The sequence below is a fragment of the Methylobacterium sp. Leaf118 genome (genome assembly GCF_920984675.1).
Classification (GTDB): Bacteria; Pseudomonadota; Alphaproteobacteria; order Rhizobiales; family Beijerinckiaceae; genus Methylobacterium.
Genome location: NZ_CAKLBV010000019.1, coordinates 1 through 25,054, shown reverse-complemented (window position 1 = coordinate 25,054; position 25,054 = coordinate 1). Strand labels below are relative to the sequence as shown.

The following is a 25,054-nucleotide window of genomic DNA, read 5'->3' as shown; positions in this document are numbered from 1 at the left end:
GATGTCCCTGCCGCTCAGGCGATGCCGAGGAGGGCGTTGATGCGCGCCCGTTCCAGAGGTGTCCCGGCGAAGTCGTCGAAGACCTTGTCGGTAACGTTGATGATGTGATCGCGGATGAACGCGGCGCCTTCCCGTGCGCCATCGTCCTGATCCTTCAAGCAGCACTCCCATTCGAGCGTGGCCCAGCCGCTGAAATCGTACTGGGTCAGCTTCGAGAAGATCGACTTGAAATCGACCTGTCCGTCGCCGAGCGACCGGAACCGGCCTGCCCTGTCGGCCCAGGACTGGTATCCCCCATAGATCCCCTGACGTCCGGTCGGATTGAATTCAGCATCCTTCACGTGGAACATTCCGATCCGCTCGTGATAGATGTCGATGAAGTCCAGATATTTAAGCTGTTGCAAGACAAAGTGGCTGGGATCGAAGAGGATCTGGCAGCGGGAATGGCCGTCGACACGCTCCAGCAGCATCTCGAACGTCGTGCCGTCGTGCAGGTCCTCGCTCGGATGGATCTCGAAGCAGAGATCGACGCCCTGCGCGTCGCAGACGTCGAGGAGGGGGCGCCAGCGCCGGGCCAGTTCGTCGAACGCGGCCTCGATCAAGCCTTCGGGACGTTGGGGGAACGGAAACACGTAGGGCCATGCGAACGACCCCGAGAAGGTCCCTATCCGGTTGAGCCCCAGCCGCCGGGACGCCCGGGCCGCGAGCCGGAGCTGCTGTCCGGCCCATTCGCTGCGCGCGGCGCTGTTGCCGCGCACGGCCTCCGGCGCGAAGGCATCGCACATCACGTCATAGGCGGGGTGAACGGCGACGAGCTGCCCTAGGAGATGCGTAGTCAACTCGCTGATCACGAGCCCGTGCTGCGCGACGATGCCAGCGACCTCGTGGCAATAGATATCGCTCTCGGCCGCCGTCCGCAGATCGAACAGGCGCCCATCCCAGACGGGGATCTGAAGCGCCGCGAAGCCTCGTTCCGCAGCCCAGGCAGCGAGCGCGGCCAGGGTGTCGAAGAGTGGCCGATCTCCGCTGAATTGCGCCAGATGCAGGCTCGGCCCCTTGATCGTTCGCATTGCAGCCTCATTCTTTGTCGATCGACAAAGAAATGTCGTGATTGCCCTACGCCGTCAAGCGAATTATTTGCTGACCGGCTAAGAATGGATGGCGATGGCTGGAAGACCCAGGGAGTTCGACAGGGACGAGGCGCTCGTCAAAGCTCAGCAGGCGTTCTGGAGGCGCGGCTACGAGGGAACGTCCATGGCGGATCTCGTGGCTGCGATGGGTATCGCCTCAGCCCGGATCTACGCGGCCTTCGGCTCGAAGGAGGCGCTCTTCCGAGAGGCAGTTGCACTCTACGAGACTACGAATGGTAGCTTCGCGGAGCGTGCCCTGAATGAGGAGCCGACGGCGCGGCAGGCGATCGGGCGGATGTTACGTGAGGCTGTTGAACTCTACACGCGCGCGGATGGTCCGAAAGGATGCATGGTCGTGTCGGCTGCAACCAATTGTGCGGTCGAGAACGATGCCCTAGCCGAGTGGTTGGCCGAGCGGCGGCGCCGGCGTACCGCCTCGATCGTCGAACGCCTGGAGTGGGCCAGTGCAACCGGCGAGCTGTCGCCCGGTGCCGACGTGGCCGCGCTCGGCGATCACTATGCAGCCCTACTCCACGGACTCTCTGTCCAGGCCCGCGATGGTATCCCTAGGGATCGGCTTCTCGCTTTGATACCCTTGGCTTTGCACATGATCGCGCCAGAGACAGGGCGCTCGACGCAGCCGTAGGCATCACATTCTTTGCGTCATCTCTGCGTCAGCACTGCAAAGCTGGGTTGGTAAGGGTGGGGCAGGCCGCGCGCTCCGGTTCGCTATGAGTGTACTCAAAGCGAACCATTCGCCATCGGCATGAACGTCCCTCTCAGGCGGCCGGGCAGAGTCTGCAAACCACCCTCAGCGGTCCTTGGCACGGTCAAGCGGACGGAGTTTGGCACAGAGAGGTCAACCCGAGGCGACCTGGGGCACGTCCAGGATCGGCCCCGGCCGTCAGCCGGCGGGCTTGTCCTTCAGGATCTTCCAGATGCCGCTCGCCGCCGCCAGGGGCCGGTCGCCGCTCATGAGCGTGCCGCGCACGAAGACGAGCGAGGAGGTTTTGCGCACGATCTCCGGCTCGACGTCGATCAGGTCGCCGGTACGAGCCGCGCCGACGAACTGGCTCGACATCTCGACGGTGACGCAGCGCGCGCCCTCGGCGGCGTCGCGCACCACGATGCTGAGCGCCCGGTCGGCGAAGGTCAGCAGCATGCCCCCGTGCACGGTGCCCACGAGGTTGCCGTGCTTCGCCTCCGCGCGGAACGCGAACGCCTGCCGGCCCTCGACCGTCCGGTGGTAGACCGGCCCGACGAGGCTGATGAAGCCCGGATCGGTGAAGACCTCCCACCCCTCGGGAAACGCCGCGCGCTCGTCATCCGTCATCCTGGGCTCCTTTTCGCGCCCCGGGGCCGGGCGGACGTCCCACACGATGCACGATGTCGCGGCCGTCCTGCCCTCCGGGCGTCCCGGCCCATATAGCGCCGATCCGCCGCGCGGCAGCGCCGCGCTTGCGTTCGATGGGACTTCGGCGCCAGACTCCGCCCTTCATCCCGGGCCGCCGGGCCCGTTCTTCAGGATTTCGCTTCATGGCACAGGGCGCCGGTTCGGCCAGCACGACGAGCCTCGACGACGGGATCGTCGCCACCGCCGAGACCTGCCTGGCGGCGATCGGGCAGGCCCGGGAGGCGATCCACGGGGTCATCTTCGGGCAGGAGAAGATCGTCGACCTCGCCCTCGTGACGATCCTGGCCGGCGGCCACGGGCTCCTCGTCGGCCTTCCCGGCCTCGCCAAGACCAAGCTCGTCGAGACGCTGGGCACCGTGCTCGGGCTCGACGCCCGGCGGGTGCAGTTCACCCCCGACCTGATGCCCTCCGACATCCTCGGCACCGAGATCCTCGACGAGGATGCCGAGCGCCGCCGCTCCTTCCGCTTCGTGAAGGGGCCGGTCTTCACGCAGCTGCTGATGGCCGACGAGATCAACCGGGCGAGCCCGCGGACGCAATCGGCCCTGCTCCAGGCGATGCAGGAGCATTTCGTCTCGGTGGCGGGCGAGCGCCACGACCTGCCCAAGCCCTTCCACGTCCTGGCGACCCAGAACCCGATCGAGCAGGAGGGCACCTACCCGCTGCCCGAGGCGCAGCTCGATCGCTTCCTCCTCGAGATCGATGTCGGCTACCCCGATCGCGCCGCCGAGCGCCGCATCCTCATCGAGACGACCGGCGTCGAGGACGCCAAGCCCCGGGCGGCGATGACCACCGAGCAGCTGCTCACGGCCCAGCGCCTCGTGCGGCGCCTGCCGGTGGGCGAGGCGGTCGTGGATGCGATCCTCGACTTGGTCCGCTCGGCGAGGCCGGAAGGTGGCGACCCGAGCGTCTCGAAAAAACTGCTGTGGGGGCCCGGTCCCCGCGCGAGCCAGGCGCTGACGCTCGCCGTGCGCGCCCGCGCCCTGATCGAGGGCCGCGTCGCCCCCTCCGTGGCCGACGTGAAGGCGCTGGCCGAGCCGGTGCTCAAGCACCGCATGGCCGTGACCTTCGCGGCGCGCGCCGACGGAGAGAGCGTGACCGGCCTGATCGGCCAGCTCGTCGCCAAACTCTGACAGGGCGCGCCCGCATGGCCCCCCCCCGGCTCGTCGAGGCCGAGAAGCGCCGCCCCGGGCGGCCCGAGACCGGGGCGGCGCTCGACCTCGCCGGGCGGATGCCGCGCCTCGTCCTCGAATCCCGCCGCGTCTCCGGCACGCTGGCGCATGGCCTGCACGGACGCCGCCGGGCCGGGCCGGGCGAGACCTTCTGGCAGTTCCGGCCCTTCGTGACCGGCGAGGCGGCGGCGCGGATCGACTGGCGCCGCTCGGCCCGGGACGACCGGCTCTATGTGCGCGAGCGCGAATGGGAGGCCGCCCACAACATCTGGATCTGGATCGACCGCTCCGCCTCGATGGGCTTTTCCTCCGAACTCGCCCAGACCTCCAAGGTCGAGCGGGCGCTGGTGCTGGGACTGGCGCTGGCCGACACCTTCGTGGAGGGCGGCGAGCGCGTCGGATTGCTCGGGCTCACCCGCGCCAGCGCCGCGCGCGGCATCGTCGAGCGGCTGGCCCAGGCGCTGATCAACGACGCGGCCGGGCTGACCCAGGATCTGCCGCCCCCCGCCACGCCGGGCCGCTTCGACGACGCCGTCCTGATCAGCGACTTCCTCACTCCCCTCGACGCCGTGCGCGGCGCCGTCCAGTCGATCTCCGCGCGTGGCACAAGCGGCCATCTCGTGCTGGTCGCCGATCCGGTCGAGGAGACCTTCCCGTTCACGGGCCAGGCCGTGCTCCACGATCCCGAGGGCGGCGCGAGCCTCGATATCGGCGAGGCCGGCGCCTGGGGCGAGGCCTACCGCCTCCGCATCGCCGCCCACCGCGACGGCCTCTCCGAGATCGCCCGGCAGCGGGGCTGGACGCTGACGATCCACCGCACCGACCGGCCGGCGAGCGAGGCGGCGCTCCGCCTCCTCACCCTCGTCGCCGCCGCGCGCGGCCTCGGCTGAAAGGCGATCCGCATTGTTCGGCCTCCCCCTCACCTTCGCGGCCCCCCTGGCGCTGGCCGCCCTCGTGGCTTTGCCGGCCCTGTGGGTGCTCCTGCGGGTCACGCCGCCGCGCCCGCGCCGCATCAGCTTCCCGCCGCTCGTCCTCGTCGCCGACCTGCTGCCGAAGCGGGAGACCCCGGCCCGCACGCCGCCCTGGCTCCTGATCCTGCGCATCCTCGCCGCCGCCTGCCTGATCCTGGCGGTGGCCGGCCCGGTCTGGAACCCCGGCGGCCTCGGCGCCGTCGCGGGCCGCAGCCCGCTCGTGCTCATCCTCGACAACGGCTTCACCGCCGCCCATGACTGGCGCGACCGCCAGCGCGCGGCCACCGATGAGATCGAGGTCGCCGCCCGCGACGGGCGCCCCGTCGCCCTGCTGGCGAGCGCGGAGCCGGCCGCGCCCCTGGAGGCCAAGGCCCCGGCCGCCGCCCTGGAGCGCCTGCGCGCCATCCGTCCACGCCCGCACCGCGCCGACCGCGACGCGCATCTGGCCGCCCTCGGCACCCTCCTGGAGCGCATGCCCGGCGCCTCGATCGTTTGGATCAGCGATGGCGTGCGCGGCGCGGGCGACGGAGATTTTTCCGCGTCCCTCGGCGCGCTGGCCGCCCGCCACGGCAGCGCGCTGACGGTGCTGAAGGCCGAGCGCCCCCCGGCGCTCGCCCTCGAGGGCGTGCCCGTGCAGCCGGGCGAGAGGCTGTCCGCGCAGGTGCTGCGGGCCGGTCCCAACGGCCGCGATACCGGCCTCGTCCGGGCGCTCGACCAGAAGGGCCTGCCGCTGGCCGAGAGCCGCTTCACCCTGGAGCCGGAGGCCCGCGAGACGAGCGTCGCCTTCGATCTGCCGGTGGAGTTGCGCAACGCCATCGCCCGCCTGGAGATCGAGGGCGAGGGCTCGGCGGGCGCCGTCGTGCTGATGGACGAGCGCGGCAAGCGGCGCCGGGTCGGCCTCGTCTTCGGCGGCACCCTCGATCAGGCCCAGCCGCTCCTGGCCCCCACCTACTACCTCGCCCGGGCGCTCTCGCCCTTCGCCGACGTGCAGCAGCCCCGCGGCGGCCAGGGGACGGCGGAGGCGATCGGGCAGATGCTCGACAATCAGGTCTCGGTGCTGGCGCTCGCCGATGTCGGCGCGCTCGACGAGCGCACCCTCGCGCGGGTCGAGCAGTTCGTGGACGAGGGCGGCCTGCTCCTGCGCTTCGCCGGGCCGCGCCTTGCCGCGGGCAACGACCCGCTCGTGCCGGTGCGGCTGCGCCGGGGCGGGCGCTCGCTCGGCGGCACGCTCTCCTGGGACCGGCCGAAGACGCTGGCGTCCTTCGCGCCCGAGAGCCCGTTCGCCGGGCTCAACCCGCCGGCCGATATCGGCGTGCGTCGCCAGATCCTGGCCGAGCCCGATGGCGACCTGCCGGGCAAGACCTGGGCGTCCCTGCAGGACGGCACCCCGATCGTCACGGCGCAGAAGCGGGGCCAGGGGCTGATGGTGCTGTTCCATGTCACCGCCGACACCACGTGGTCGAACCTGCCGCTGTCCGGCCTGTTCGTCGACATGCTGCGCCGGGTCGTCGGCCTCGCCGGCCCCTCGGCGAAGCTGACCGACGGCGAGGGACGCCAGGCCAAGGCGGCGCTTCTGGCCCCGCGGCTGACGCTCGACGGGTTCGGGGCGCTCGGCTCCCCGCCGGCGAGCGCCACCGCCGTGCCGGCCGATTTCGCCGACCGCGCCGGTCCCGAGCACCCGCCGGGCTTCTACGGCGCGGCCGAGGGCGGCCTCGCCGTCAACGCCCTGCGGCCGGGCGACCGGCTCGATCCCCTCGACTTCTCGGCGCTCGCGGGCGCCCGGATCGGCTCGCTGGCCGGGGCGGAGACCCTCGACCTGCGGGCCTTCCTGTTCAGCCTCGCCCTGACGCTGCTGGCCCTAGACACCCTCGCCGGTCTCTGGCTCGGCGGCTTCCTGCGCGGTCCGGCCCGGATCACCCGGGGACGGGCGGCGCCCGCCGCCCTGCTCCTCGTCGCGCTCGCCGCCACCCTCCTGGCCGCGCCGCCGCCGGCCCTCGCCCAGACGCCGCCCCCCAACCGGCCGAACGGCACCGAATCGGCCCTCATCACCCGCCTCGCCTACATCCTCACGGGCGATGCCGGGGTCGATGGCGCGAGCCAGGCCGGGCTTTCGGGCCTGACCCAGATGCTCGCGGCCCGCACGGCCCTGGAGCCGGGCGAGCCCGCGGGCCTCGATCCTGCGAAGGACGAACTCGCCTTCTATCCCCTGATCTACTGGCCGATCGTGGCCGGGCGTCCGCAGCCGAGCGAGGCGGCGATCCGCAGGATCGACGCCTTCATGCGCAACGGCGGCACGGTGATCTTCGACACCCGCGACGCCCAGACCGCGCGGCCCGGCGGCCCGGCGACCCCCGAGACCGCCTATCTGCGCACGATGCTGGGCACCCTCGAAGTGCCGGAACTGGAGCCCGTCCCCCCGGACCACGTGCTGACCAAGGCGTTCTACCTCGTCGATTCCTTCCCCGGCCGCACCAGCACGGGCCAGACCTGGGTCGAGACGATTCCCCCCGCGGGCGAGGGCGGCGAGCGCCGTCCGGCGCGGGCGGGCGACGGCGTCACGCCCCTCATCATCACCGGCAACGATCTGGCCGCCGCCTGGGCGCTCGGCAAGCGCGGCGAGCCGCTCTACCCCGTCAGCGGCGGCGATCAGCGCCAGCGCGAGATGGCGTTCCGGGGCGGGATCAACATCGTGATCTACACCCTGACCGGGAACTACAAGGCCGATCAGGTCCATGTGCCGGCCCTGCTGGAGCGGCTGGGGCAGTGATGGCTCTCGGCTTCACGCGCCGCGCATCGAACCCTTCCCCCGCCGGGGGCGGAGGGATACCCGCGCTTCACTCTGAAGGCCCCGCCCGATGCTGAGCCTCAGCTTCACCCCCCTGATCCCCTGGCCGGTGCTCGCGGGGTTCGGCGTGCTCGCCGCGATCCTCGTCGTCGTTGCGGTGCTGGCGCGCGGGCGCACCGCCCTGCTGCGGGCCCTCGCCCTCGCGCTGGTCATCGCGGCGCTGGCCAACCCGTCCCTGGTGCGCGAGGACCGCGACCCGGTGAAGGACGTGGCGGCCGTGATCGTCGACCGCTCCGGCTCGCAGACGCTCGGCGAGCGCCCGGCCATGACCGATGCGGTGAAAGCCGAGCTGGAGCGCCGTTTCGGCGCGCTCACCAACATCGAGCCGCGCTTCATCGATGTCGGCGATGCCCAGGGCTCCGAGGGGGATGACGGCACCAAGCTGTTCACCGCGCTCACCCAGGCCCTGGCCGACGTGCCGCCGGAGCGCATCGCCGGCGTCGTCATGCTCACCGACGGCGTGGTTCACGACATCCCGACCTCCCTGGAGACGCTCGGGCTCAAGGCGCCGCTCCACGTCCTCGTCACCGGCCGGCCGGACGAGCGCGACCGCCAGATCCGGATGCTGGAGGCGCCCCGCTTCGGCATCGTCGGCAAGGACGTGACCCTCCGGGCCGAGGTGATGGAGCGCGGCGGCACCGGCACGGCGACCGTCAGCGTGCGCCGCGACGGCGAGGAGATCGACCGGCAGAGCATCGCCACCGGCATGTCGTTCTCGCTCACCACGCGGATCGAGCATGGCGGACCCAACGTCGTCGAGATCGAGGTCGAGCCGCTGCCGGGCGAGTTGACCACCGTCAACAACCGCGCGGTCCTGCCCATCGAGGGCATTCGCGAGAAACTCCGGGTGCTGCTCGTCTCCGGCGAGCCGCACCAGGGCGAGCGCACCTGGCGCAACCTGCTGAAGTCGGACGCCTCGGTCGATCTCGTCCATTTCACGATCCTGCGCCCGCCGGAGAAGCAGGACGGCACGCCGATCTCCGAACTGTCGCTGATCGCCTTCCCGACCCGCGAGCTGTTCGTTCAGAAGATCAAGGATTTCGACCTCATCATCTTCGACCGCTACGCCAACCAGAGCGTGCTGCCGTCGGCCTATTTCGACAACATCGTCCGCTACGTGCGCGAGGGCGGGGCGCTCCTCATCGCGGCCGGGCCCGAATTCGCCGGGCCGGCGAGCCTCGCCCGCACCCGGCTCGCCGCGGTGCTGCCGGGGGACCCGAGCAACCGGGTGGTCGAGCAGCCCTTCAAGGCGACCCTCACCGAGACCGGCCAGCGCCACCCCGTCACCCGGGCGCTGCCCGGCTCCGAATCGAGCCCGCCGGCCTGGGGCGACTGGCTGCGCATCGTCTCGGCCCAGACCCGGGCCGGCGTGCAACCGATCCTGTCCGGCGCCAACGGCCTGCCGCTCCTGGCGCTCTCGCGGGAGGAGAAGGGCCGCGTCGCCCTGATGCTGTCGGATCAGGCCTGGCTCTGGGCCCGCGGCTACCAGCAGGGCGGGCCCTATCTCGACCTGCTGCGCCGCCTCGCCCACTGGCTCATGAAGGAGCCGGCGATGGAGGAGGAGGCCCTGCGCGCCCAGACCACCGGCCGGGGCCGCGAGGTGCGGATCGAGCGCCAGACCATGGCCGAGGAGGCCGGACCCGTCACGATCACCGGCCCTACGGCCAAGGAGCGCAGCCTCGACCTGTCGAAGGCGGAGGCCGGCCTGTTCACCGCCACCTTCGAGGCGGACAGCCTCGGCCTCCACACGCTCCGCTCGGGCAATCTCGTCGCCTTCGTCAGCGTCGGCCCGGCCAACCCGCGCGAACTCGCCGACGTGTTCAGCGACACCGAGCGGCTGAAGAGCGTGACCGACGCGTCCGGCGGCACGATCCGCCGCGTGGCGGCCGCGGGCGGCGGCCTCGACGTGCCGCGCCTCCAGATCACCCGCGGCGGGCGCCTGGGCGGCGCCGACTGGATCGGGTTTCGCCCGAGCGACAGCGCCACGGTGCGCGGCGTCGAGGTCTATCCCCTCGGTATCGGCCTGTGGGCGCTCGCGGCCTTGGCCGCGGCCGTGCTGGCGATGTGGCTGGTGGAGGGGCGGCGCGGGCGGACGGCGTAGCGGACGCCGCCCGAAAGACTTGCATTCTCGGCCGCTTCGTCGCGCTGTCACGGGCCATTCTCCGTGATCGGCGGTTTCGTGCGGCCCTCCAACCCGTGTAATCCCCATAGGATGACCGACCTACCTCCGTTCCTGGCCGGCGGCGGCGAAGCCGCCCGCATGATCGCGGAGCGCGACTGGTCGGATCATCCGCTCGGCAGGCCCGAGACCTGGCCGGAATCGCTGCGCACGGCGCTCAGCCTCGTGCTGAACTCGCCCGAGAGCATGATCCTGGCCTGGGGCCCGGAGCTGCATTTCTTCTTCAACGACACCTACTTCCCCCTGCTCGGGCCGCGCCTGCCCTGGGCGATGGGCGAGCGCTTCGACAAGGTCTGGGCCGACGGCTGGGACCAGGCGAGGCCGATCATCGAGGAGGCCTTCGCCGGCCGCAGCCGCCGCTTCGAGGACCTGCCCTGGGCGCTGGATACCGACCGGGGCGAGGCGCAGACCTGGTGGAGCTTCTCCTATTCCCGGGTCCTCGACGGGGAGGGCCGGGTCGCCGGCCTGTTCATCTTCACCAACGAGACGACGAAGCGCGTCCGGGCCGAGGCGCTCCGGCGCGCGGTGGAGGCCGAGCTGCGGGCCGAGCGCGACCGGGCGCAGGGCGTGCTCGCCAATATGGGCGAGGCCTTCGCGCTCCTCGACCACGACTTCCGCATCCTCGACATGAACGCCGAGGCCCTGCGCATGGAGACGCGCCCGCGGGCGGCGATCATCGGCCGGCTCCAGGCGGAGGTCTTCCCCGCCCTGGATCCCGAGCTGGTGCGGCTCCAGGGGCGGGCCATGCGCGAGCGCGTGCCGGTGGCGCTGGAGCACCGCTACACCTGGCCCGACGGCCGCTCCGCCTGGATCGACATGCGGGCCTATCCGGTCGATGCCGGCCTGGCGGTGTTCTACCGGGACGTGACCGCCCGGCGCGAGGCCGAGGAGCGCTTGCGCCGCAGCGAGACGCTCCTGGCCGCCACCCTCGACGCCCTGCCCGTGGGCGTCATCCTGGCCGATGCGCAGGGGAAGATCCTGCGCGACAACGCCGCCAACCGGGCGATCTGGGGGGTGCCGCCCGAGACCGCGGATTGGGAGGGCTACGCCGAGTGGGTCGGCTACTGGCCCGAGACCGGGGCGCGCCTGCGCGCCGAGGAATGGGGCATGGCCCGCGCGCTCCTTCACGGCGCGACCGTGCGCGACGAACTCATCGAGATCGAGCGGTTCGACGGCACCGGGCGGCGGCTGTTCCTCAACAACGCCGCACCGATCCGCGACGGGGCGGGCGCGATCGTCGGCGGCGTCGTGGCCGAGCTCGACGTGACCGAGCGGATCGAGGTCGAGCGGCGCTTGCGCGAGAGCGAGGCCCTGGCCCGCCGCAACGCCGAGCGGGTGCAACTGGCGCTCGAGGCCGGCGCCATCATCGGCACCTGGCTCTGGGACCTGCCGAGCGACCGCTTCACCGTGGACGAGGCCTTCGCCAAGAGCTTCGGCCTCGATCCGGCGCTCGGACGCGCGGGCTTGAGCCTCGCCCAGGTGGTCGAGACGGTGCATCCGGACGACCGTCCCGGCCTCGCCGCGGCGATCGATGCGGCGATCACCCGCGGCGGCGCCTACGCCCACCAGTACCGGGTGCGCCGGGCCGACGGGCAGTATTACTGGCTGGAGGCCAACGGCCGGGTCGATCACGGTCCGGACGGCACGCCGCTGAACTTTCCCGGCGTCCTGATCGACGTCGAGGGCCGCCGCGCCGTCGAGGCCGAGCGCGACCGGACGGCGGGGCTGCTGCGCGAGAAGGCGGTCGAGTTCGAGACCCTGGCCGACAACATCCCGACCCTGTGCTGGATGGCCCGGGCCGACGGGCACATCTATTGGTACAACCGGCGCTGGTACGCCTATACCGGCACCGATGCCGAGGCCATGGAGGGCTGGGGCTGGCGGGCGGTGCACGATCCGGAGGTGCTGCCGCGGGTGGTCGAGCGCTGGCAGCATTCCCTCGAGACCGGCGAGCGGTTCGAGATGACCTTCCCCCTGCGCGGCGCCGACGGGGTGTTCCGGCCGTTCCTGACCCGTATCGTGCCGATCCGCGACGAGGCCGGCGGGATCGTGCGCTGGTTCGGGTCCAACACCGACGTCACCGCCCTGCGCGCGGCGGAGGACGCCCTGCGCGAGCTGAACGAGACCCTGGAGGAGCAGGTCGCGGCGCGCACCCGCGCCCTGATGCGGGCCGAGGAGGCCCTGCGCCAGTCGCAGAAGATGGAGGCCGTGGGCCAGCTCACCGGCGGGCTCGCCCACGACTTCAACAACCTGCTCGCCGGCATCTCGGGCTCGCTCGAACTCATGCAGACCCGCATCGGTCAGGGCCGCCTCAAGGACGTCGACCGCTACATGAGCGCGGCGCAGGGCGCGACGAAGCGCGCCGCTGCCCTGACCCACCGCCTGCTCGCCTTCTCCCGCCGCCAGACCCTCGATCCCAAGCCCACCGACGTGAACCGTCTCGTCCTGGGCATGGAGGAGCTGATCCGGCGCACGGTGGGCCCGACCATCGCCATCGAGGTCGTCGCCGACGGGACCTGGCCGACGCTGGTGGATCCGCCGCAGCTCGAGAACGCGCTGCTGAACCTCTGCCTCAACGCCCGCGACGCCATGCCGGAGGGCGGGCGCATCACCATCGAGACCGGCAACACCTGGATCGACACCGCGGCCGCGCGCCGGCACGACCTGTCGCCCGGCGCCTATCTCTCGCTCTGCGTGACCGACACCGGCACCGGCATGAGCCCGGAGGTGCAGGCCAAGGCGTTCGACCCGTTCTTCACCACCAAGCCCACGGGGCAGGGCACGGGCCTCGGCCTGTCGATGATCTACGGCTTCGCCAAGCAGACCGGCGGACAGGTGCGGATCGAATCCGAACTCGGCCGGGGCACGATGCTCTGCCTCTACCTGCCCCGTCATCACGGCCCGGCGGAGGAGCCCGATCCGCTCCGGCCCCAGACCGACGCCCCCCGGGCCGAGCAGGGCGAGACGGTGCTGATCGTCGACGACGAGCCGACGGTGCGGATGCTGGTGACGGAGGTGCTGGAGGATCTCGGCTACACCGCCATCGAGGCCGCCGACAGCGCGGCGGGGCTCAAGGTGCTGCAATCGGACGTGCGGATCGATCTGCTCGTTACCGATGTCGGCCTGCCCGGCGGCATGAACGGCCGCCAGATGGCCGATGCCGGCCGGGTCTCGCGCCCCGACCTCAAGGTCCTGTTCATCACCGGCTACGCCGAGAACGCGGCCCTCGGCAGCGGCCAGCTGGAGCCCGGCATGGCGGTGCTCACCAAGCCCTTCGTGGTCGAGACGCTCGGCCTGCGCATCCGGGAGATGATCGCGCGGGGGTAGGGTGCCCCCTGTCACGGGGACGGAGCGAAGTCTCGGCGATCGTCGGGCTCCGCCCCGACAGCCCGTCAAAGGGATGCTCTCTTGGGAAGCCCGGTCACGGGCCCCTGCAACCCGGCCCTGCCGATGCGGGGGCGCAGCCCCGGTGAGGGCGGCTTCCATCCACCGTCTTCAAGCGGAATTGAGTTTTAAGAAATATTAATTCCGAGATCGTAGTTCTTGAATGCAGATATGTGCATTTTGGATTTGATAATGCGCGGAAACGCTTCGGTATCGCAGTCGCGCCGATTGGCTTTCGCCCAAGATCATCTGTTTCTGCCGAGTGTCGCGATCGGAATCTCTCTCGCCGTCCTCGCCGTCGCGATCGTGCTGCCCGGCTTCCCGAGTGGGCGCTATGCCCAGGACTTCACGGCGCTGCTCGATGGCGCCTATCGCCTGGAACACGGTCAGGTCCCCCACCGCGATTTCATGGTCCCGTTCGGCGGCCTCGTCGTCGTCCAGACCTGGATCGCGCTGAAGCTCGAGGCCTTCGCCTCGCCCTTCGGGCTTCTGCAGATCTCGTCCTGGCTCCTGCTCCTGCCCGCGTCTCTCGCGCTGGCCGTGCGGCAACCGTCGCGCCCGCGGGCCGTCGCACTCCTGCTCTTCGTGGGATGGATGGCGCTCGTCCCCTACGTCGTCGAATGGGAGCCCATCCCCGAGTTCAACTACAATGCGGTCTACAACCGTACGGCTTCGGCCGCCCTGTTCCTGCTGTTCGTCTGGATCTTCGGTCCCAAGCGCGCGCGCTTCGACGCGGTTCTCGTCGCGTGGCTGCTGCTGCTGTGCCTCGGCTGGAAGATCTCCCACTTCGTCGTCATGCTCGGCGTGCTCGGTCTCGCCGGGCTGATGTCGCCGATCGCGCGCCGCACCGGTCTCGGCGCCGCCGCCCTGCTGATCGCCGCCCTCGTCGGGCTCGATCTCGTCACCGCGGGCGCGGTGAGGGCCTATGGCCGCGACATCGCCGAGATGGCGCGGATCAACCGCGGCGGCGGCCTCTACTTTCTCAGCGCCCTTTCCATCCGCACCCTGCCGACGCTGATCTGCGGCGCGCTCGCCGTCATCTGGCTCGCCGGGCACCCTGCGCGTCCGGCCACGGTGGCGTGGCGGCGACGGGTCAAGCACCCGGTCGCCCTTCTGCGCGCCGGCCGGCGCCCGCTCTGGACCGCGACGGTCATTCTCGCCGTCCTGGCGACCGAGAGCCAGGGGACGGGCAATCTCGCCCTGTTTCCGGTGATCGTCCTGGCGTTCGGTCCCTTCGCCAGTCTCGCCGCAGGCCTGGCCGCGCCGCCGGAACGGTCGCGCGTCGATCCCGTCGCGCTGGCCCTGGCCGCCGCCGTGGTCGTCACGGCGGCGTATCCCCTCATGGAGACCGTCCTGCGCCGGGCCGGCACGATGGCCCTCCGCCAGGCCGCGTTCATGAGGCGCGAGCCCGCGATTGATCCGGTGATCGGCCGTACCCTCGTAGCGCGACAGACGAGCGAGACCGCCGATCGTTACGCGGCGCTCTGGCACGGTCCCGAGAGCACCGAGGCGATCGTTCGGGATGCCGAGACCGCCTTCACCGGAGGCCTCAACGCGACCGAACCGGCCATGAGCCTCGCCTGGGCCCGCGCGGTCGCCGCGATGGGTGAGCGCGTCCGGAGGCGCGCCCTCGTCGGCCCGTCGACGCGCGTGACCACGATCGGTTACGTGGAGCCGTTCGCCCGCCTCCTGGGGGCCGAGCCCGTCCGCGGCACCCGACTCTGGCTCGATCCCTGGCGGACGGTCGGAACGCTGACGGTCGAGCAGGCGCGTGCCTATCTGGCGGAGGCCGACGCCGTCTTCGTGCAACTCTGCCCACCGAAGCAACAGCTGCGGGACATGATCGAACGCTCGTTCCGTCCAGCGCTCGACCCGGATTTCGTTCGGGTCGAGGCCACGGCCTGCTACGAGTTGTGGCTCAGACAGGCCCGGTAGGGACGTCGTCCCGGAGATCGTGTCCGGGACCATGTTCAAGGTCGCCTTGCCATCGCTGCGAAAGCCGGCGACCCGTCGTTCGGACCGGTGCGTCGGCCGACGCGACGGCGCCCGCCGCGGGCGGGGCGCGTCACGGCCGGAGCGGCGTCTCCCTCACGCCAGTGCGCCCGTCCGCCGCCCCAGCCACAGCGTCCCCGCGGCGCCGGCGAACATCGCCGCGCCGAACACCCAGCCCGAGACGGCGCCGGCCATGATGCCCGAGAGCAGCGTGCCGACGCTGCAGCCGAGGCCGGTCATCGCGCCCCAGCCGAGAAGGGCGCCGCCCGTCAGGCCGCGAAACACCTGTCCCGGCGTCGGACGGGCCGGGCGGAACTGGCCGGCGACCAGCGCGGCGGCGAAGGCCGCCAGCACGAGGCCGCCGACGAACAGGCCGTTGGGGGTGAGGATCGCGTCGCGCAGGGCGGTGGCGCAGCCCCGGAACGTGTCGAGCCCTTCGAGCCGGTCCGGCAGCAGGCCGAGCGCGCCGGCCGCATGCCGTGAGCGCCCGCCGATCTCGGCGGTGACGCCGAGCGGGCCGACCCGGAGATAGGCCAGCGTGCCGAGCGCCCCGACCGCGAGCCCACCGAGCCAGACCGGCCAGCGCGCCACGAACACGGCCGAGAAGACGGTATGGCGCGGATCGGCGCCGATCCGCGGCTCCGGCGCGGGCAGGCGGCGCAGCAGCGGCCAGGCGAGGGCGGCGAGCAGCGCCAGCGACACGGCGAGGCTGCCGGCATAGCCGAGAGGGCGCGGCAGCCACAGGACGGGGGCCTCGGACACGCTGGCGAGATAGAGCGGGTTCCAGGTCAGGAAGCCCAGCCCGAAGCCGAGCCCGGTGCCGAGGAGCGCGAAGGGGGCCGTCGGCGAGCCCTCGCCCAGCCGATAGAGATGGGCGCTGATGCAGGAGCCCGAGACCGCCATCCCGGCCCCGAAGGCGAGGCCCGCCAGCACCAGCACCGGCCCGACCGGGCCGATATGCGCGTCCGGCGGCAGCCGCGTGCCGGACGGATCGGGCATCCAGGCGCCGAGCACGATCGCGTAGCCGGCCACGCCCGCCGCCAGGGCGGCCAGGATGCCGAGCATCCCCCGCGGGTCGCCGAGGACGAGGAAGTCGCGCCACTGGCAGTAAAAGCAGAAGCGGCTGCGCTGGAGCACGAGGCCGAACAGCGCGCCGAAGACGAGCGACAGGGCGAGCCGGGTGCCGCCCGCCTCGCCCGAGAGCCGCCAGGCCGCCGCCGCGAGGCCGGCGGCGATGAGCGCGGCGAGCGCCGCCCGCTGGGCGACGCCGGAGGGCGTTCCGGTCCGGTTCGCCCCCAGGGCCGGGACGAGCCCGCCCCCCGTCAGCGGCCGGGCCGGCGCGGCGGAGAAGCCGTACGCGCCGACCGGCTCCGCCAGACCGTCGCGCTGCGTCACTTGCCGCCCCAGACGGTGCCGGCGAGGTTGACCACCGGCACGCCGACCGCGTTGCCGTACTCGGTCCAGGAGCCGTCGTAGTTGCGGGCGTCGTAGCCGAGCACGCGGGTCAGCACGAACCAGGAATGGCTGGAGCGCTCGCCGATGCGGCAGGAGGTGATGATCGGCTTCGTGCCGTCGATCCCGGCCGCGGCGTAGAGGGCCTTCAGCTCGTCCTTGGATTTCAGCGTGCCGTCCGGGTTCACGGCCTTGGCCCAGGGCACGTTGACCGAGCCCGGGATGTGGCCGGCGCGGATCGCGAGTTCCTGGATGCCCGGGGGGGCGATGACCTTGCCGCTGAACTCGTCGGGGGAGCGGATGTCGAGGATCTGCTCGTCGCGCTCCTTCCGGGCCACCGCCAGCACGTCGACGAAGCGGGCGCGCAGCTTGGGCGAGGGCGCCTGCGCCGTGAAGCTCGAGGCCGGGACCTCCGCGCTGCGGGTGTCGAGGGGGCGCTTCTCGGCCTCCCACTTCTTGCGCCCGCCATCGAGGAGCTTGACGTTGTCGACGAGGCCGTACTGGGCGAGCACCCAGGCGCCCCAGGCGGCGAACCAGTTGTTGTTGTCGCCGTAGAGCACCACGGTGGTGTCCCGGTCGATGCCGAGGCGGCGGGCGAGGGCCGTGAACTTGTCCGGGCCGGCGATGTCGCGGCTTACCGTCTCGACGAGATCGGTGTGCCAGACGACGTTCTGGGCGCCGGGGATGTGGCCGCGCTCGAACACGCCGGGCTCGACGCTGACCTCGACGATCCGGAGCGTTTTGGAGGCGAGGTTCTTCTCCAGCCACTCCGTCGAGACGAGGGGGCTTTCCCGGGCGGCCTCGGTCTGCGCCGCCCCCGTCTCCTTGGCCGGCACCTTGGCCGGTTCCTGGGCGGCGACCGGGCCCAGGGGCACGAGGACCGCCGCGGCGACGGCGAACAGGAAGGCGGATTGGCGCAGCACGGGTGGGCTCCGGGAAGAAACGGTCGAAAAGGTCGCAGGGGACCGCCCGGAGCGGCGGCGCGCCGCTCCGGCAGGGTCTCGATCAGGGGGGATTGGGCAGGTCCGGCGCCGTCCCGGCCGTGCCCCGAACCGTCGCTCCCTGACGGGAACCGCATTCGGGGACGACCGGTTTGGCCCGGACCGCACCCCCAATCTCGCCGCGCCGCCCGTGCCCGGTCAACGGAATAATGATCCGTTCTTCAGGGGCTTAAGCGAGGTTGCTTCTGCCCGCGGCCCGCCCGGCATGAAGGACTTTTTCGCCCCCTGGGACGTGGCGCCCGCGCCGCGTCCCAGGGGGCGGAGAGGCCCGCACGGCGCGCCCCGGCTTGACCGGGCAAGCTCAGCTGTTTCAATGCAGATCCCGTCCAGGGGGGCGAGGCGCACGAGGCGGCAGATGGCGACGACTTATCCGCGGCTCGCGCTCGTCCTCGGTGTGAGCCTCACGGCCTCGGGCTGCACGGGCTTCGCCTATGTCTCCCAGACCTACGTCGCGCAGGTGCCGCAGGTCGTCACGATCGGCTGCAACGAGCCCTACGAGATCTACGACAACCGCCAGAAGCGGCGGGTGCTCGTCGTCTCGAACGCCGTGCGCGAGGTGACGGGCTGCGACACCGGCCGCCTCGGCGAGGGCCGTCGCCCCGCCGAGACCCGGGCCACCCGCTTCCGCACGGCCGCGCGCACCTATCTCGACGAGACCGTGCGCGAGGATTGCAAGATCACCGGCGAGACCGTGTTCAGCGACCTCCAGGCGGAGTTCGTCTACACCTGCGACGCGCCGATCGAGCCCCGCGGCACCAAGGTGCCCCGCCTGCCGGGCCGGCACCTGCAACGCTGAGCGTCAGGACTCGGCCGGGCCGACGAAGGTCCGCTCGGTCGCGTCGCCCGCTGCCGCGAGCAGGGCGCGCGCGAAGGCCCGCGCCTGCGCCCGGTCGAGGCTGAGCACCGCCGTGACGGGGCGCCCGCCGAGATCGGGCAGGCCGAGTTCCAGGCGCACGCCGTCCCCGTCCGGCGAGACGGACAGGCTCCAGCCCCGCTCCCCGTCCTGGCTGGACTCGCTCATCGGGACGAATCCTCCTCCGCTCCACAGCCCGTCCCATGGCCGGTTTTCGCGCCGCAGACCAGGGGCGCGGCCCGTGCAGGGATGAGACGCGCGACGATTGACGGCGGGGGCGGGGGATGATGTCTGCGCGACGACCCGCCCGCGGGACAAGAAACGTCCAAAAACCTTTACGAGAGAGCAGGGACGAAGCCCATGTCCGAGATCTGGTTCCGCACCGGCGAGGCGACCGTGCTCGCCGCCGACGGTCAGTACACCGACGCGATGCCGGAGGTGCTGATCGGCTCCACCCGCGGCCCCGTGGGCCACGCCTTCGCCGGCATGCTCGGCCAGGTCCAGGGCCATACCCGCATGTTCGTGGTGCGCGACCTCAACCAGCTCGTGCGCCCCGCCACGATGATGACCACCAAGGTCACGATCCACACCGCGGACTATGCCGAGCTTCTCGGCGGCGTGGTCCAGGCGGCCACCGGCGACGCCATCGTCGATTGCGTGATCGAGGGCATTCTGCCGAAGGACGGCCTCGAGGAGCTCTGCATGATCATCACGATCTGGCTCGACGAGCGCTGCGCCAAGGACGAGAACCTCGACCGCAAGGACCTCTACCGCACCAATTACGAGGCGACCAAGCTCGCCATCGGCCGGGCGATGCGCGGCGAGCCGACGATCGACGAGCTGATCGCCAACCGCAAGACGGTGAAGCACTACGCGCTCGAAGACCTGATCGAGTATTGATTCTTTTTGGTTGTTCGGGACGCGGCTCGGGCCGCGTCCCCCGGCTTTCGACAAGGAGCCGTCGCGTGGGCGCCTCGGCGGCGGAGCCTCACACGCGCCCGGACGGCCGGGCGAGGTCCTTCGAGACAGCGCGCGCACCGTTTGAGCGTCGCGTCGTCGATGCCGTCCGCGGCAAAGTCCTGCCGCTAGACCCGCAGGCGGGCGGTGAGGCCGGCGGCGATCTCGCGGGCATCGCCTGGCGACAGGTCGAAGGCCTGGGACAGGGGCCATCCGCCGTCGCGTCGGACGAAGGCGTGGTTCTTGAGGGGGTCGTCCCGGTTCCCGCACGTCACGTCGAACACCATGCGGCGGACGAGTTCGCGGCGATCGGCCACGTGCCGCGCGCCGTGTCACAGGAGGAACGGGGCGAGGTCGGGACGAGGCCCGTCGCGGCCGCGAAGTCCCCTCAGAACTCGATCCCCTCCTGCGCCTTCACCCCCGCCGAAAAGTGGTGCTTCACGCTGCCCATCTCGGTGACGAGGTCGGCGGCCTCGATCAGCGCCGGCTTGGCGTTGCGGCCCGTGACCACGACGTGGAGGTCCGGCCGGCGCGCCGCGAGTTCGGCAACGACCGCGTCGAGGTCGAGATAATCGTAGCGCAGGGCGATGTTCAGCTCGTCGAGGACGAGGAGGCGGACGCTCGGGTCCGCCATCAGGGCGCGGGCCTGCTCCCAGGCGTTGCGGCAGGCGGCGATGTCGCGGGCCTTGTCCTGGGTCTCCCAGGTAAAGCCTTCGCCCAAAGCGTGCCACGCGATCCGGTCGCCGAAAGTCTTCAGCGCGCGGGCCTCGCCGGTGTCCCAGGCGCCCTTGATGAACTGCACCACGCCGACCCGGTGGCCGCGCCCGAGCATCCGCAGGGCGAGGCCGAGGGCGGCGGTCGTCTTGCCCTTGCCGGGGCCGGTATGGACGATGAGCAGGCCCTTCTCGATCCTCTTCGAGGCGACCTCGGCGTCCTGCACCGCCTTGCGCTTGGCCATTTTTTCGCGATGCCGCGCGTCGTCTTCTTCGGTCATCGGAGGTTCCCTGGATTGTCGGCGGAAGGCTTCACCGTCAGCGGCAGGCCGGCGACGGTGAGGATCACGCGGTCGGCTTGCCCTGCGAGCCGCTGGTGCAGGCGTCCGGCCGCATCGCGAAAACGGCGGGCGAGGGCGTTGTCCGGCACGATGCCGAGCCCGACCTCGTTGCCGACGAGCACCAGCGGGCCCGGCGCCCCCGCGCAGGCGCGGGCCAGGGCCTCGGTCGCGGCCTCGAGATCGGCCTCGGCCAGCAGCAGGTTGGTGAGCCAGAGCGTCAGGCAATCGACCAGGACCGGCCGGTTCGCTGCGGCCACCGCCTCCGGCAGCGCCGTCGGCACGTCGAGGGTGTGCCAGCCGGCCGGGCGCCGCGCCCGGTGCTCACCGATGCGGACGCGCATCTCGTCGTCCCAGGCCTGCGCGGTGGCGAGGTAGAGCCACGGGGCGGGGCAGGACTCGATCAGGGCCTCGGCATAGGCGCTCTTGCCCGAGCGCGCGCCGCCGAGCACCAGGGTCATCCGGGGGGCGGCATCCGTCATGCGGCTGCGTTTGCACCGGGCCGGCCCGTTCACGCAATGGCGCTTTGCAAGGCTCGCGACTCCGCGTTACAAGCGGCGAAGGACGGTGCCCCGGCGACGGGGTGAAAAGGGAATGCGGTGGAGGGGCGACCCGAATCCGCGGCTGCCCCCGCAACTGTGAACGGCGAGTTCCTGCCGAGAGCCACCGGGATCACCCGGGAAGGCGGCAGGCGCGATCGAAGCCGTGAGCCAGGAGACCTGCCGTCCGCGCGTAAAACCTTTCTCGAACGCCGCCGGTGGGGCGGCCGGAGCCCGTGACCCGATGACGACCGCGACCCTTCAGACCCAGGCCGCCACCCGCTCCGGCGAAGGCGCCCGCGCGCTTCTCGTCGCCGCCTTCCTCGGCCTCGGTCTCGTCTTCGTGGCGGGCTTTGCCCCGGCCTCGGCCCTGCACAACGCGGCGCACGACTTCCGCCACGCGCAGAACTTCCCCTGCCACTGACCGCTTCCCGACGCCCGAAAGCGGTTCCATGATCGTCCGAATGCTGTCGGCGGCGCTCGTCGCCGGCTTCCTCGCGGCCGTCGTCGCGACAGGCCTGCAGCTCGCCCTGACCTCGCCCCTGATCCTCCAGGCCGAGACCTTCGAAGGCGGGCATTCCCACGCCTCCGCGGCTCAGGGCGCGCCCGCCGTGGCGCCGCCCGCCGCCGTCACGCTGGCGGCCCTGATCGTCCCGGCCCATGCCCATTCTCATGCCCATGGGCACGGCGACGCGGCCCCCGGCGAGACCTCCGATGCGTGGGAGCCCGCGCCCGGCTTCCCGCGCATGGCCTTCACCGGCCTCGCCACCCTGGTCGGCGGCGTCGGCTACGCCCTGCTGCTCGCCGCGGTGATGCTGGCCTTGCGCCGCGAACCGACGCCGCAGGCCGGCCTCGGGATCGGCATCGCCGGCTTCCTCGCGGTGGTGCTCGCCCCCGCGATCGGGCTGCCGCCGGAACTGCCGGGCATGGGCGCCGCGCCGCTGGCGCTGCGCCAGTCGTGGTGGCTGATGACGGTCGCGGCGACCGGCGTCGGCCTCTACCTGATCGCCGTGCGGCGGGTGCCGCTGACGATCCTCGGCGGCCTCGTCCTCATCGTGGCGCCGCATCTCGTCGGCGCGCCGCATTCGGTCGACACGGTGAGCTCGCCGTTGCCCCCGGCCACCGCCGCGCAGTTCGCCGCCCGCTCCCTCGCCATCGGCTTCGTGTTCTGGGCGCTGATCGGGCTCGCCTATGGTTGGGCCTGGGGCCTGTTCGCCCGGAGCGCGGGCGCCGACGCCCCCGTCCGCGCCCATGGCTGAGGCGGACGCGGCGGTCCTCTCGGTCTGCACCACCTGCCGGGCGGCCGGGGACAGCGCCGAGCCGCGGGCCGGGGCCCGTCTCCTCGCCGCGCTGGTGGCGGAGGCCGACCGCGCACCCGTGCCGGGCTTGGCGATCGAGGGGGCCGAATGCCTCTCGGTCTGCAAGCGCCCCTGCACGGTGGCGATCGCCTCGGCCGGCCGCTGGACCTATGTCTACGGCGATTTCGACGCGCTGGCGGCTCCCGACGAGTCCGCCCGCACCATCCTGGCGGGCCTGCGCCGCTACCTCGAGACCCCCGACGGCCTCGTGCCCTGGCGCGAGCGCCCGGAGGCGTTTCGCAAGGGCGTCGTCGCCCGCATCCCGCCGCTGACCCCGGCCCCGAACCGGACGCCCGATCCATGAGCCTCGTCGACAAGATCCCCTGCACCATCGTCACCGGCTTCCTCGGGGCCGGCAAGACCACTTTGGTGCGCCACACGATCGAGCAGGCCCGCGGCCGGCGGCTCGCCGTCATCGTCAACGAGTTCGGCGATCTCGGCTTCGACGGCTCGTTCCTGGCCTCCTGCGGCGTCGAGGGCTGCACCGAGGATTCGGTGGTGGAACTGCCCAACGGCTGCATCTGCTGCACGGTCGCCGACGACTTCGTCCCGGCGCTCACGAAGCTCCTCGACCGGCCCGAGCCGCCGGAGCACATCCTGATCGAGACCTCGGGACTGGCCCTTCCCAAGCCCCTGGTTCAGGCCTTCCAGTGGCCGGCGATCCGCTCGCGGGTGACGGTGGACGGCGTCGTGGCGGTGGTGGACGGCCCGGCGGTGGCCTCCGGCCTGTTCGCCGAGGATCCGGACGCGCTCGCCGACCAGCGTGCGGCGGACCAGTCCGTCGATCACGACAACCCGTTGGAGGAGGTGTTCGAGGACCAGATCCTCTGCGCCGACCTCGTGGTGCTCAACAAGTCCGACCTCATGGACGCCGCGGCCCAGGACAAGGTCCGCGCCGAGATCGAGGCGCATCTGCCCCGCGCCGTCGAGATCGTCGCCACCGCCCATGGCCGCCTCGACCCGCGGGTGCTGCTCGGGATCGGCGCGGGCGCCGAGGACGATCTCGACGCGCGCCCCTCCCACCACGGCGAGGGCGAGGATCACGACCACGACGACTTCGAATCGGTGGCGCTCCCCGTCGGGATCGCGGGCAGTCCCGAAGACCTCGCGGCCCGCGTGGAAAAGGCCGCCGAGACCGAGGGCGTGCTGCGCATCAAGGGGTTTGCCGAGGTGACGGGCAAGCCGATGCGCCTCGTGGTGCAGGGCGTGGGCCGGCGCGTCGCCTCCCATTACGACCGTCCCTGGCGGGCGTCCGAGGCCCGCGACGGGCGCCTCGTCGTCATCGGCCTCAAGGGGTTCGACAGGGACGCGGTCGCCGCCGCGCTCCGGGGATGAGCCGGAGCGGGCGGGCGGCTTCGTTGAGCGCGCGCCTGCGGGGGCTCGCCTGCGCCCTCGTGCTGCTCACGGGCTGCTCCGACCGGTCGGAGCGGGAGAGCTCGCCCGCCGCGCCCGCGCCCTTCGTCTCCGCGGCCCGGCAGGCCCGCCCCAGCGAAGCAGGCGACCTCGCCCAGCCGGAGAGCGGGCCCAAGCTCGCCTACCGCCACGACCTCACCCTCGGCCTCGCCCCGGCCCAGGTGGCGCCGCACTTCGCCGTCGCCCGCGACCGCTGCCTCAACGAGGCCGCCTCCGGCTGCACGCTGCTGCAATCCTCGATCCGGGAGGGCGCGGGCGCCACGCGCGAGCCCTCCGCGATGGTACAGGTGCGCCTGCCCCATGCCGGCGTCGCCCCCTACATCGCCGCCGTCACCGCACCCCTGCCGGGCGAGGCGGCGGGCGACGTCGTCCTGCAGGACCAGTCGACCCGGGCCGAGGACCTGACCCGGGCGCTCGCCGATACCGGCCGGCGGCTGAGCCAGCTCACGGATTACCGCGACCGCCTCACCGCCCTCGCCGAGAAGCCCGACAACCGGGCCGAGGATCTCATCCGGATCGCCGGGGAGCTGGCCCAGGTCCAGGGCCAGATCGAGGACGCCGAGGGCCGCCGCCGCGGCCTCGACGAGCGGGTCGACACCGAGATCATCACGGTCACCTTCCGGGCGACGCGCGCGCAGGCCGGGGCCTTCGCCCCGGTGCAGGAGGTCTGGACCCGCAGCGGCCCGATCCTCGGCGAGAGCGCGGCCTCGGCCCTGCGCGTCGTCGTCGTCAGCCTGCCCTGGCTGCCGGTCGTCCTGCTCGGCCTGCTGCTCCTGCGCGTCCTCTGGCGGCTGCGCCGCAGGCGCCAGCGTCCGGCCCGCATGCGGATCGAGCCGTGAGGGCGCCGCCCCCGACGGGGGGCCCATGCACCTGATCCGAATCGACACGGTCTCCCTCGACGAGGGCGAGGCGGCGATCGACCTCGGCCAGACCCCCGGCGCGATCGTGTTCCTGTCGTTCACCGACACCGACCTCGCGGCGGTCGCGCGGGCCCATGCGGCCGAGCCGGGCCTGCCCTCCCTGCGGCTCGCCAAGCTGGCGCAGCTGCGCCACCCGATGTCGGTCGATCTCTACGTCGACGCGGTGATCGCGCGCGCGAAGGTCTGCGTGATCCGCTGCCTCGGCGGGCTCGATTACTGGCGCTTCGGCATCGAACGGGCGAGCGCCGCCGCGCGGGCGAACGGGGTGCGGCTCGCGGTGCTGCCCGGTGACGACCGGCCGGACCCGCGGCTCGCCGCCTTCTCGACCCTGCCGCCCGAGACCTGCGCGACGCTCGACGCCTATTTCCGGGCGGGCGGGCCGGAGAACCTCAAGCATCTCCTGCGGCGGCTGGCCGTGGAGGC

General features: G+C 72.1%; 22 protein-coding genes, 1 pseudogene and 1 riboswitch. Of the genes and pseudogenes, 15 read left to right on the top strand and 8 right to left on the bottom strand.

All coding sequences use genetic code 11. The features are described from left to right. Positions 1-14: 14 nt before the first annotated feature. Positions 15-1,070, bottom strand: coding sequence for a sugar phosphate isomerase/epimerase family protein (locus LW587_RS10470; protein ID WP_232629535.1), 1,056 nt, complete (start codon positions 1,068-1,070; stop codon positions 15-17). Positions 1,071-1,164: 94 nt separating this feature from the next. Here LW587_RS10470 and LW587_RS10465 point away from each other — a divergent pair, with 94 nt between their 5' ends. After that, the gene (locus LW587_RS10465; RefSeq protein ID WP_232629534.1) at positions 1,165-1,776 is read left to right on the top strand and encodes a TetR/AcrR family transcriptional regulator; all 612 of its coding nucleotides are present in this window, start codon (positions 1,165-1,167) and stop codon (positions 1,774-1,776) included. Between the two features lie 258 nt (positions 1,777-2,034). Here LW587_RS10465 and LW587_RS10460 read toward each other — a convergent pair whose 3' ends face one another. Beyond that, complete coding sequence (locus tag LW587_RS10460) at positions 2,035-2,463, bottom strand: PaaI family thioesterase (protein ID WP_232629533.1); 429 nt, start codon at positions 2,461-2,463, stop codon at positions 2,035-2,037. A 203-nt stretch (positions 2,464-2,666) separates the two neighbouring features. Here LW587_RS10460 and LW587_RS10455 point away from each other — a divergent pair, with 203 nt between their 5' ends. The 6 genes from LW587_RS10455 (at position 2,667) to LW587_RS10430 (ending at position 15,030) form a co-directional block, all read left to right on the top strand. After that, positions 2,667-3,677 (top strand): AAA family ATPase, encoded by a 1,011-nt coding sequence (locus tag LW587_RS10455; RefSeq protein WP_232629532.1) that lies wholly within the window; start codon positions 2,667-2,669, stop codon positions 3,675-3,677. Between the two features lie 14 nt (positions 3,678-3,691). Continuing rightward, a complete protein-coding gene (locus tag LW587_RS10450) occupies positions 3,692-4,606 on the top strand; it encodes a DUF58 domain-containing protein (protein ID WP_232629531.1) in 915 nt (304 codons plus the stop codon). Positions 4,607-4,619: 13 nt separating this feature from the next. Beyond that, on the top strand, positions 4,620-7,454 hold the full coding sequence (locus LW587_RS10445) for a DUF4159 domain-containing protein (protein ID WP_232629530.1): 2,835 nt from the start codon (positions 4,620-4,622) through the stop codon (positions 7,452-7,454). A gap of 88 nt (positions 7,455-7,542) precedes the next feature. Next, positions 7,543-9,633, top strand: coding sequence for a hypothetical protein (locus LW587_RS10440; protein WP_232629529.1), 2,091 nt, complete (start codon positions 7,543-7,545; stop codon positions 9,631-9,633). Between the two features lie 111 nt (positions 9,634-9,744). Next, complete coding sequence (locus tag LW587_RS10435) at positions 9,745-13,038, top strand: hybrid sensor histidine kinase/response regulator (RefSeq protein ID WP_232629528.1); 3,294 nt, start codon at positions 9,745-9,747, stop codon at positions 13,036-13,038. 285 nt (positions 13,039-13,323) lie between these two features. Further along, positions 13,324-15,030, top strand: coding sequence for a hypothetical protein (locus LW587_RS10430; protein WP_232629527.1), 1,707 nt, complete (start codon positions 13,324-13,326; stop codon positions 15,028-15,030). 153 nt (positions 15,031-15,183) lie between these two features. Here the strand turns inward: LW587_RS10430 and LW587_RS10425 are convergent, their stop codons facing one another. Continuing rightward, on the bottom strand, positions 15,184-16,386 hold the full coding sequence (locus LW587_RS10425; protein WP_232629586.1) for a YeeE/YedE family protein: 1,203 nt from the start codon (positions 16,384-16,386) through the stop codon (positions 15,184-15,186). Positions 16,387-16,478: 92 nt separating this feature from the next. Next, the gene (locus LW587_RS10420) at positions 16,479-17,462 is read right to left on the bottom strand and encodes a sulfurtransferase (RefSeq protein WP_232629526.1); all 984 of its coding nucleotides are present in this window, start codon (positions 17,460-17,462) and stop codon (positions 16,479-16,481) included. A 433-nt stretch (positions 17,463-17,895) separates the two neighbouring features. Between LW587_RS10420 and LW587_RS10415 the strand changes: the two genes are divergently transcribed. Next, entirely contained in the window at positions 17,896-18,336 is a 441-nt protein-coding gene (locus LW587_RS10415; RefSeq protein ID WP_232629525.1) for a hypothetical protein, read from the top strand. Between the two features lie 3 nt (positions 18,337-18,339). Here LW587_RS10415 and LW587_RS10410 read toward each other — a convergent pair whose 3' ends face one another. Next, on the bottom strand, positions 18,340-18,561 hold the full coding sequence (locus LW587_RS10410) for a hypothetical protein (protein ID WP_232629524.1): 222 nt from the start codon (positions 18,559-18,561) through the stop codon (positions 18,340-18,342). 192 nt (positions 18,562-18,753) lie between these two features. On the opposite strand from LW587_RS10410, the gene fae reads away from it, so the two are divergent. Continuing rightward, positions 18,754-19,293, top strand: a complete 540-nt coding sequence (gene fae / locus LW587_RS10405) for a formaldehyde-activating enzyme (protein ID WP_232629523.1) — start codon at positions 18,754-18,756, stop codon at positions 19,291-19,293. A 185-nt stretch (positions 19,294-19,478) separates the two neighbouring features. On the opposite strand, the gene LW587_RS10400 is transcribed toward fae, so the two are convergent. The 3 genes from LW587_RS10400 to cobU form a co-directional block, all read right to left on the bottom strand. Continuing rightward, positions 19,479-19,667: a HipA domain-containing protein gene (locus LW587_RS10400; RefSeq protein ID WP_232629522.1), complete on the bottom strand. Its 189-nt coding sequence runs from the start codon at positions 19,665-19,667 to the stop codon at positions 19,479-19,481. A 71-nt stretch (positions 19,668-19,738) separates the two neighbouring features. Beyond that, positions 19,739-20,344: a cob(I)yrinic acid a,c-diamide adenosyltransferase gene (gene cobO, locus LW587_RS10395; RefSeq protein ID WP_232629521.1), complete on the bottom strand. Its 606-nt coding sequence runs from the start codon at positions 20,342-20,344 to the stop codon at positions 19,739-19,741. Then, positions 20,341-20,883: a bifunctional adenosylcobinamide kinase/adenosylcobinamide-phosphate guanylyltransferase gene (cobU, locus tag LW587_RS10390; protein WP_232629520.1), complete on the bottom strand. Its 543-nt coding sequence runs from the start codon at positions 20,881-20,883 to the stop codon at positions 20,341-20,343. The genes cobO and cobU overlap by 4 nt, the downstream gene beginning before the upstream one ends. 66 nt (positions 20,884-20,949) lie before the next feature. After that, a riboswitch (cobalamin riboswitch) is annotated at positions 20,950-21,142 on the top strand. 42 nt (positions 21,143-21,184) lie between these two features. Between cobU and LW587_RS10385 the strand changes: the two genes are divergently transcribed. The 6 genes and pseudogenes from LW587_RS10385 to LW587_RS10360 form a co-directional block, all read left to right on the top strand. Continuing rightward, on the top strand, positions 21,185-21,364 hold the full coding sequence (locus LW587_RS10385; RefSeq protein ID WP_232629519.1) for a CbtB domain-containing protein: 180 nt from the start codon (positions 21,185-21,187) through the stop codon (positions 21,362-21,364). A 28-nt stretch (positions 21,365-21,392) separates the two neighbouring features. After that, complete coding sequence (locus LW587_RS10380) at positions 21,393-22,199, top strand: CbtA family protein (protein ID WP_232629518.1); 807 nt, start codon at positions 21,393-21,395, stop codon at positions 22,197-22,199. Next, complete coding sequence (locus LW587_RS10375; protein ID WP_232629517.1) at positions 22,192-22,602, top strand: DUF1636 family protein; 411 nt, start codon at positions 22,192-22,194, stop codon at positions 22,600-22,602. The genes LW587_RS10380 and LW587_RS10375 overlap by 8 nt, the downstream gene beginning before the upstream one ends. Further along, positions 22,599-23,633 (top strand): cobalamin biosynthesis protein CobW, encoded by a 1,035-nt coding sequence (gene cobW, locus LW587_RS10370; protein ID WP_232629516.1) that lies wholly within the window; start codon positions 22,599-22,601, stop codon positions 23,631-23,633. The genes LW587_RS10375 and cobW overlap by 4 nt, the downstream gene beginning before the upstream one ends. After that, on the top strand, positions 23,630-24,550 hold the full coding sequence (locus tag LW587_RS10365; protein WP_332839831.1) for a DUF4349 domain-containing protein: 921 nt from the start codon (positions 23,630-23,632) through the stop codon (positions 24,548-24,550). Before cobW ends, LW587_RS10365 begins: the two co-directional genes overlap by 4 nt. A gap of 25 nt (positions 24,551-24,575) precedes the next feature. Next, positions 24,576-25,054, top strand: a pseudogene (locus tag LW587_RS10360) (cobaltochelatase subunit CobN); the annotation flags it as partial.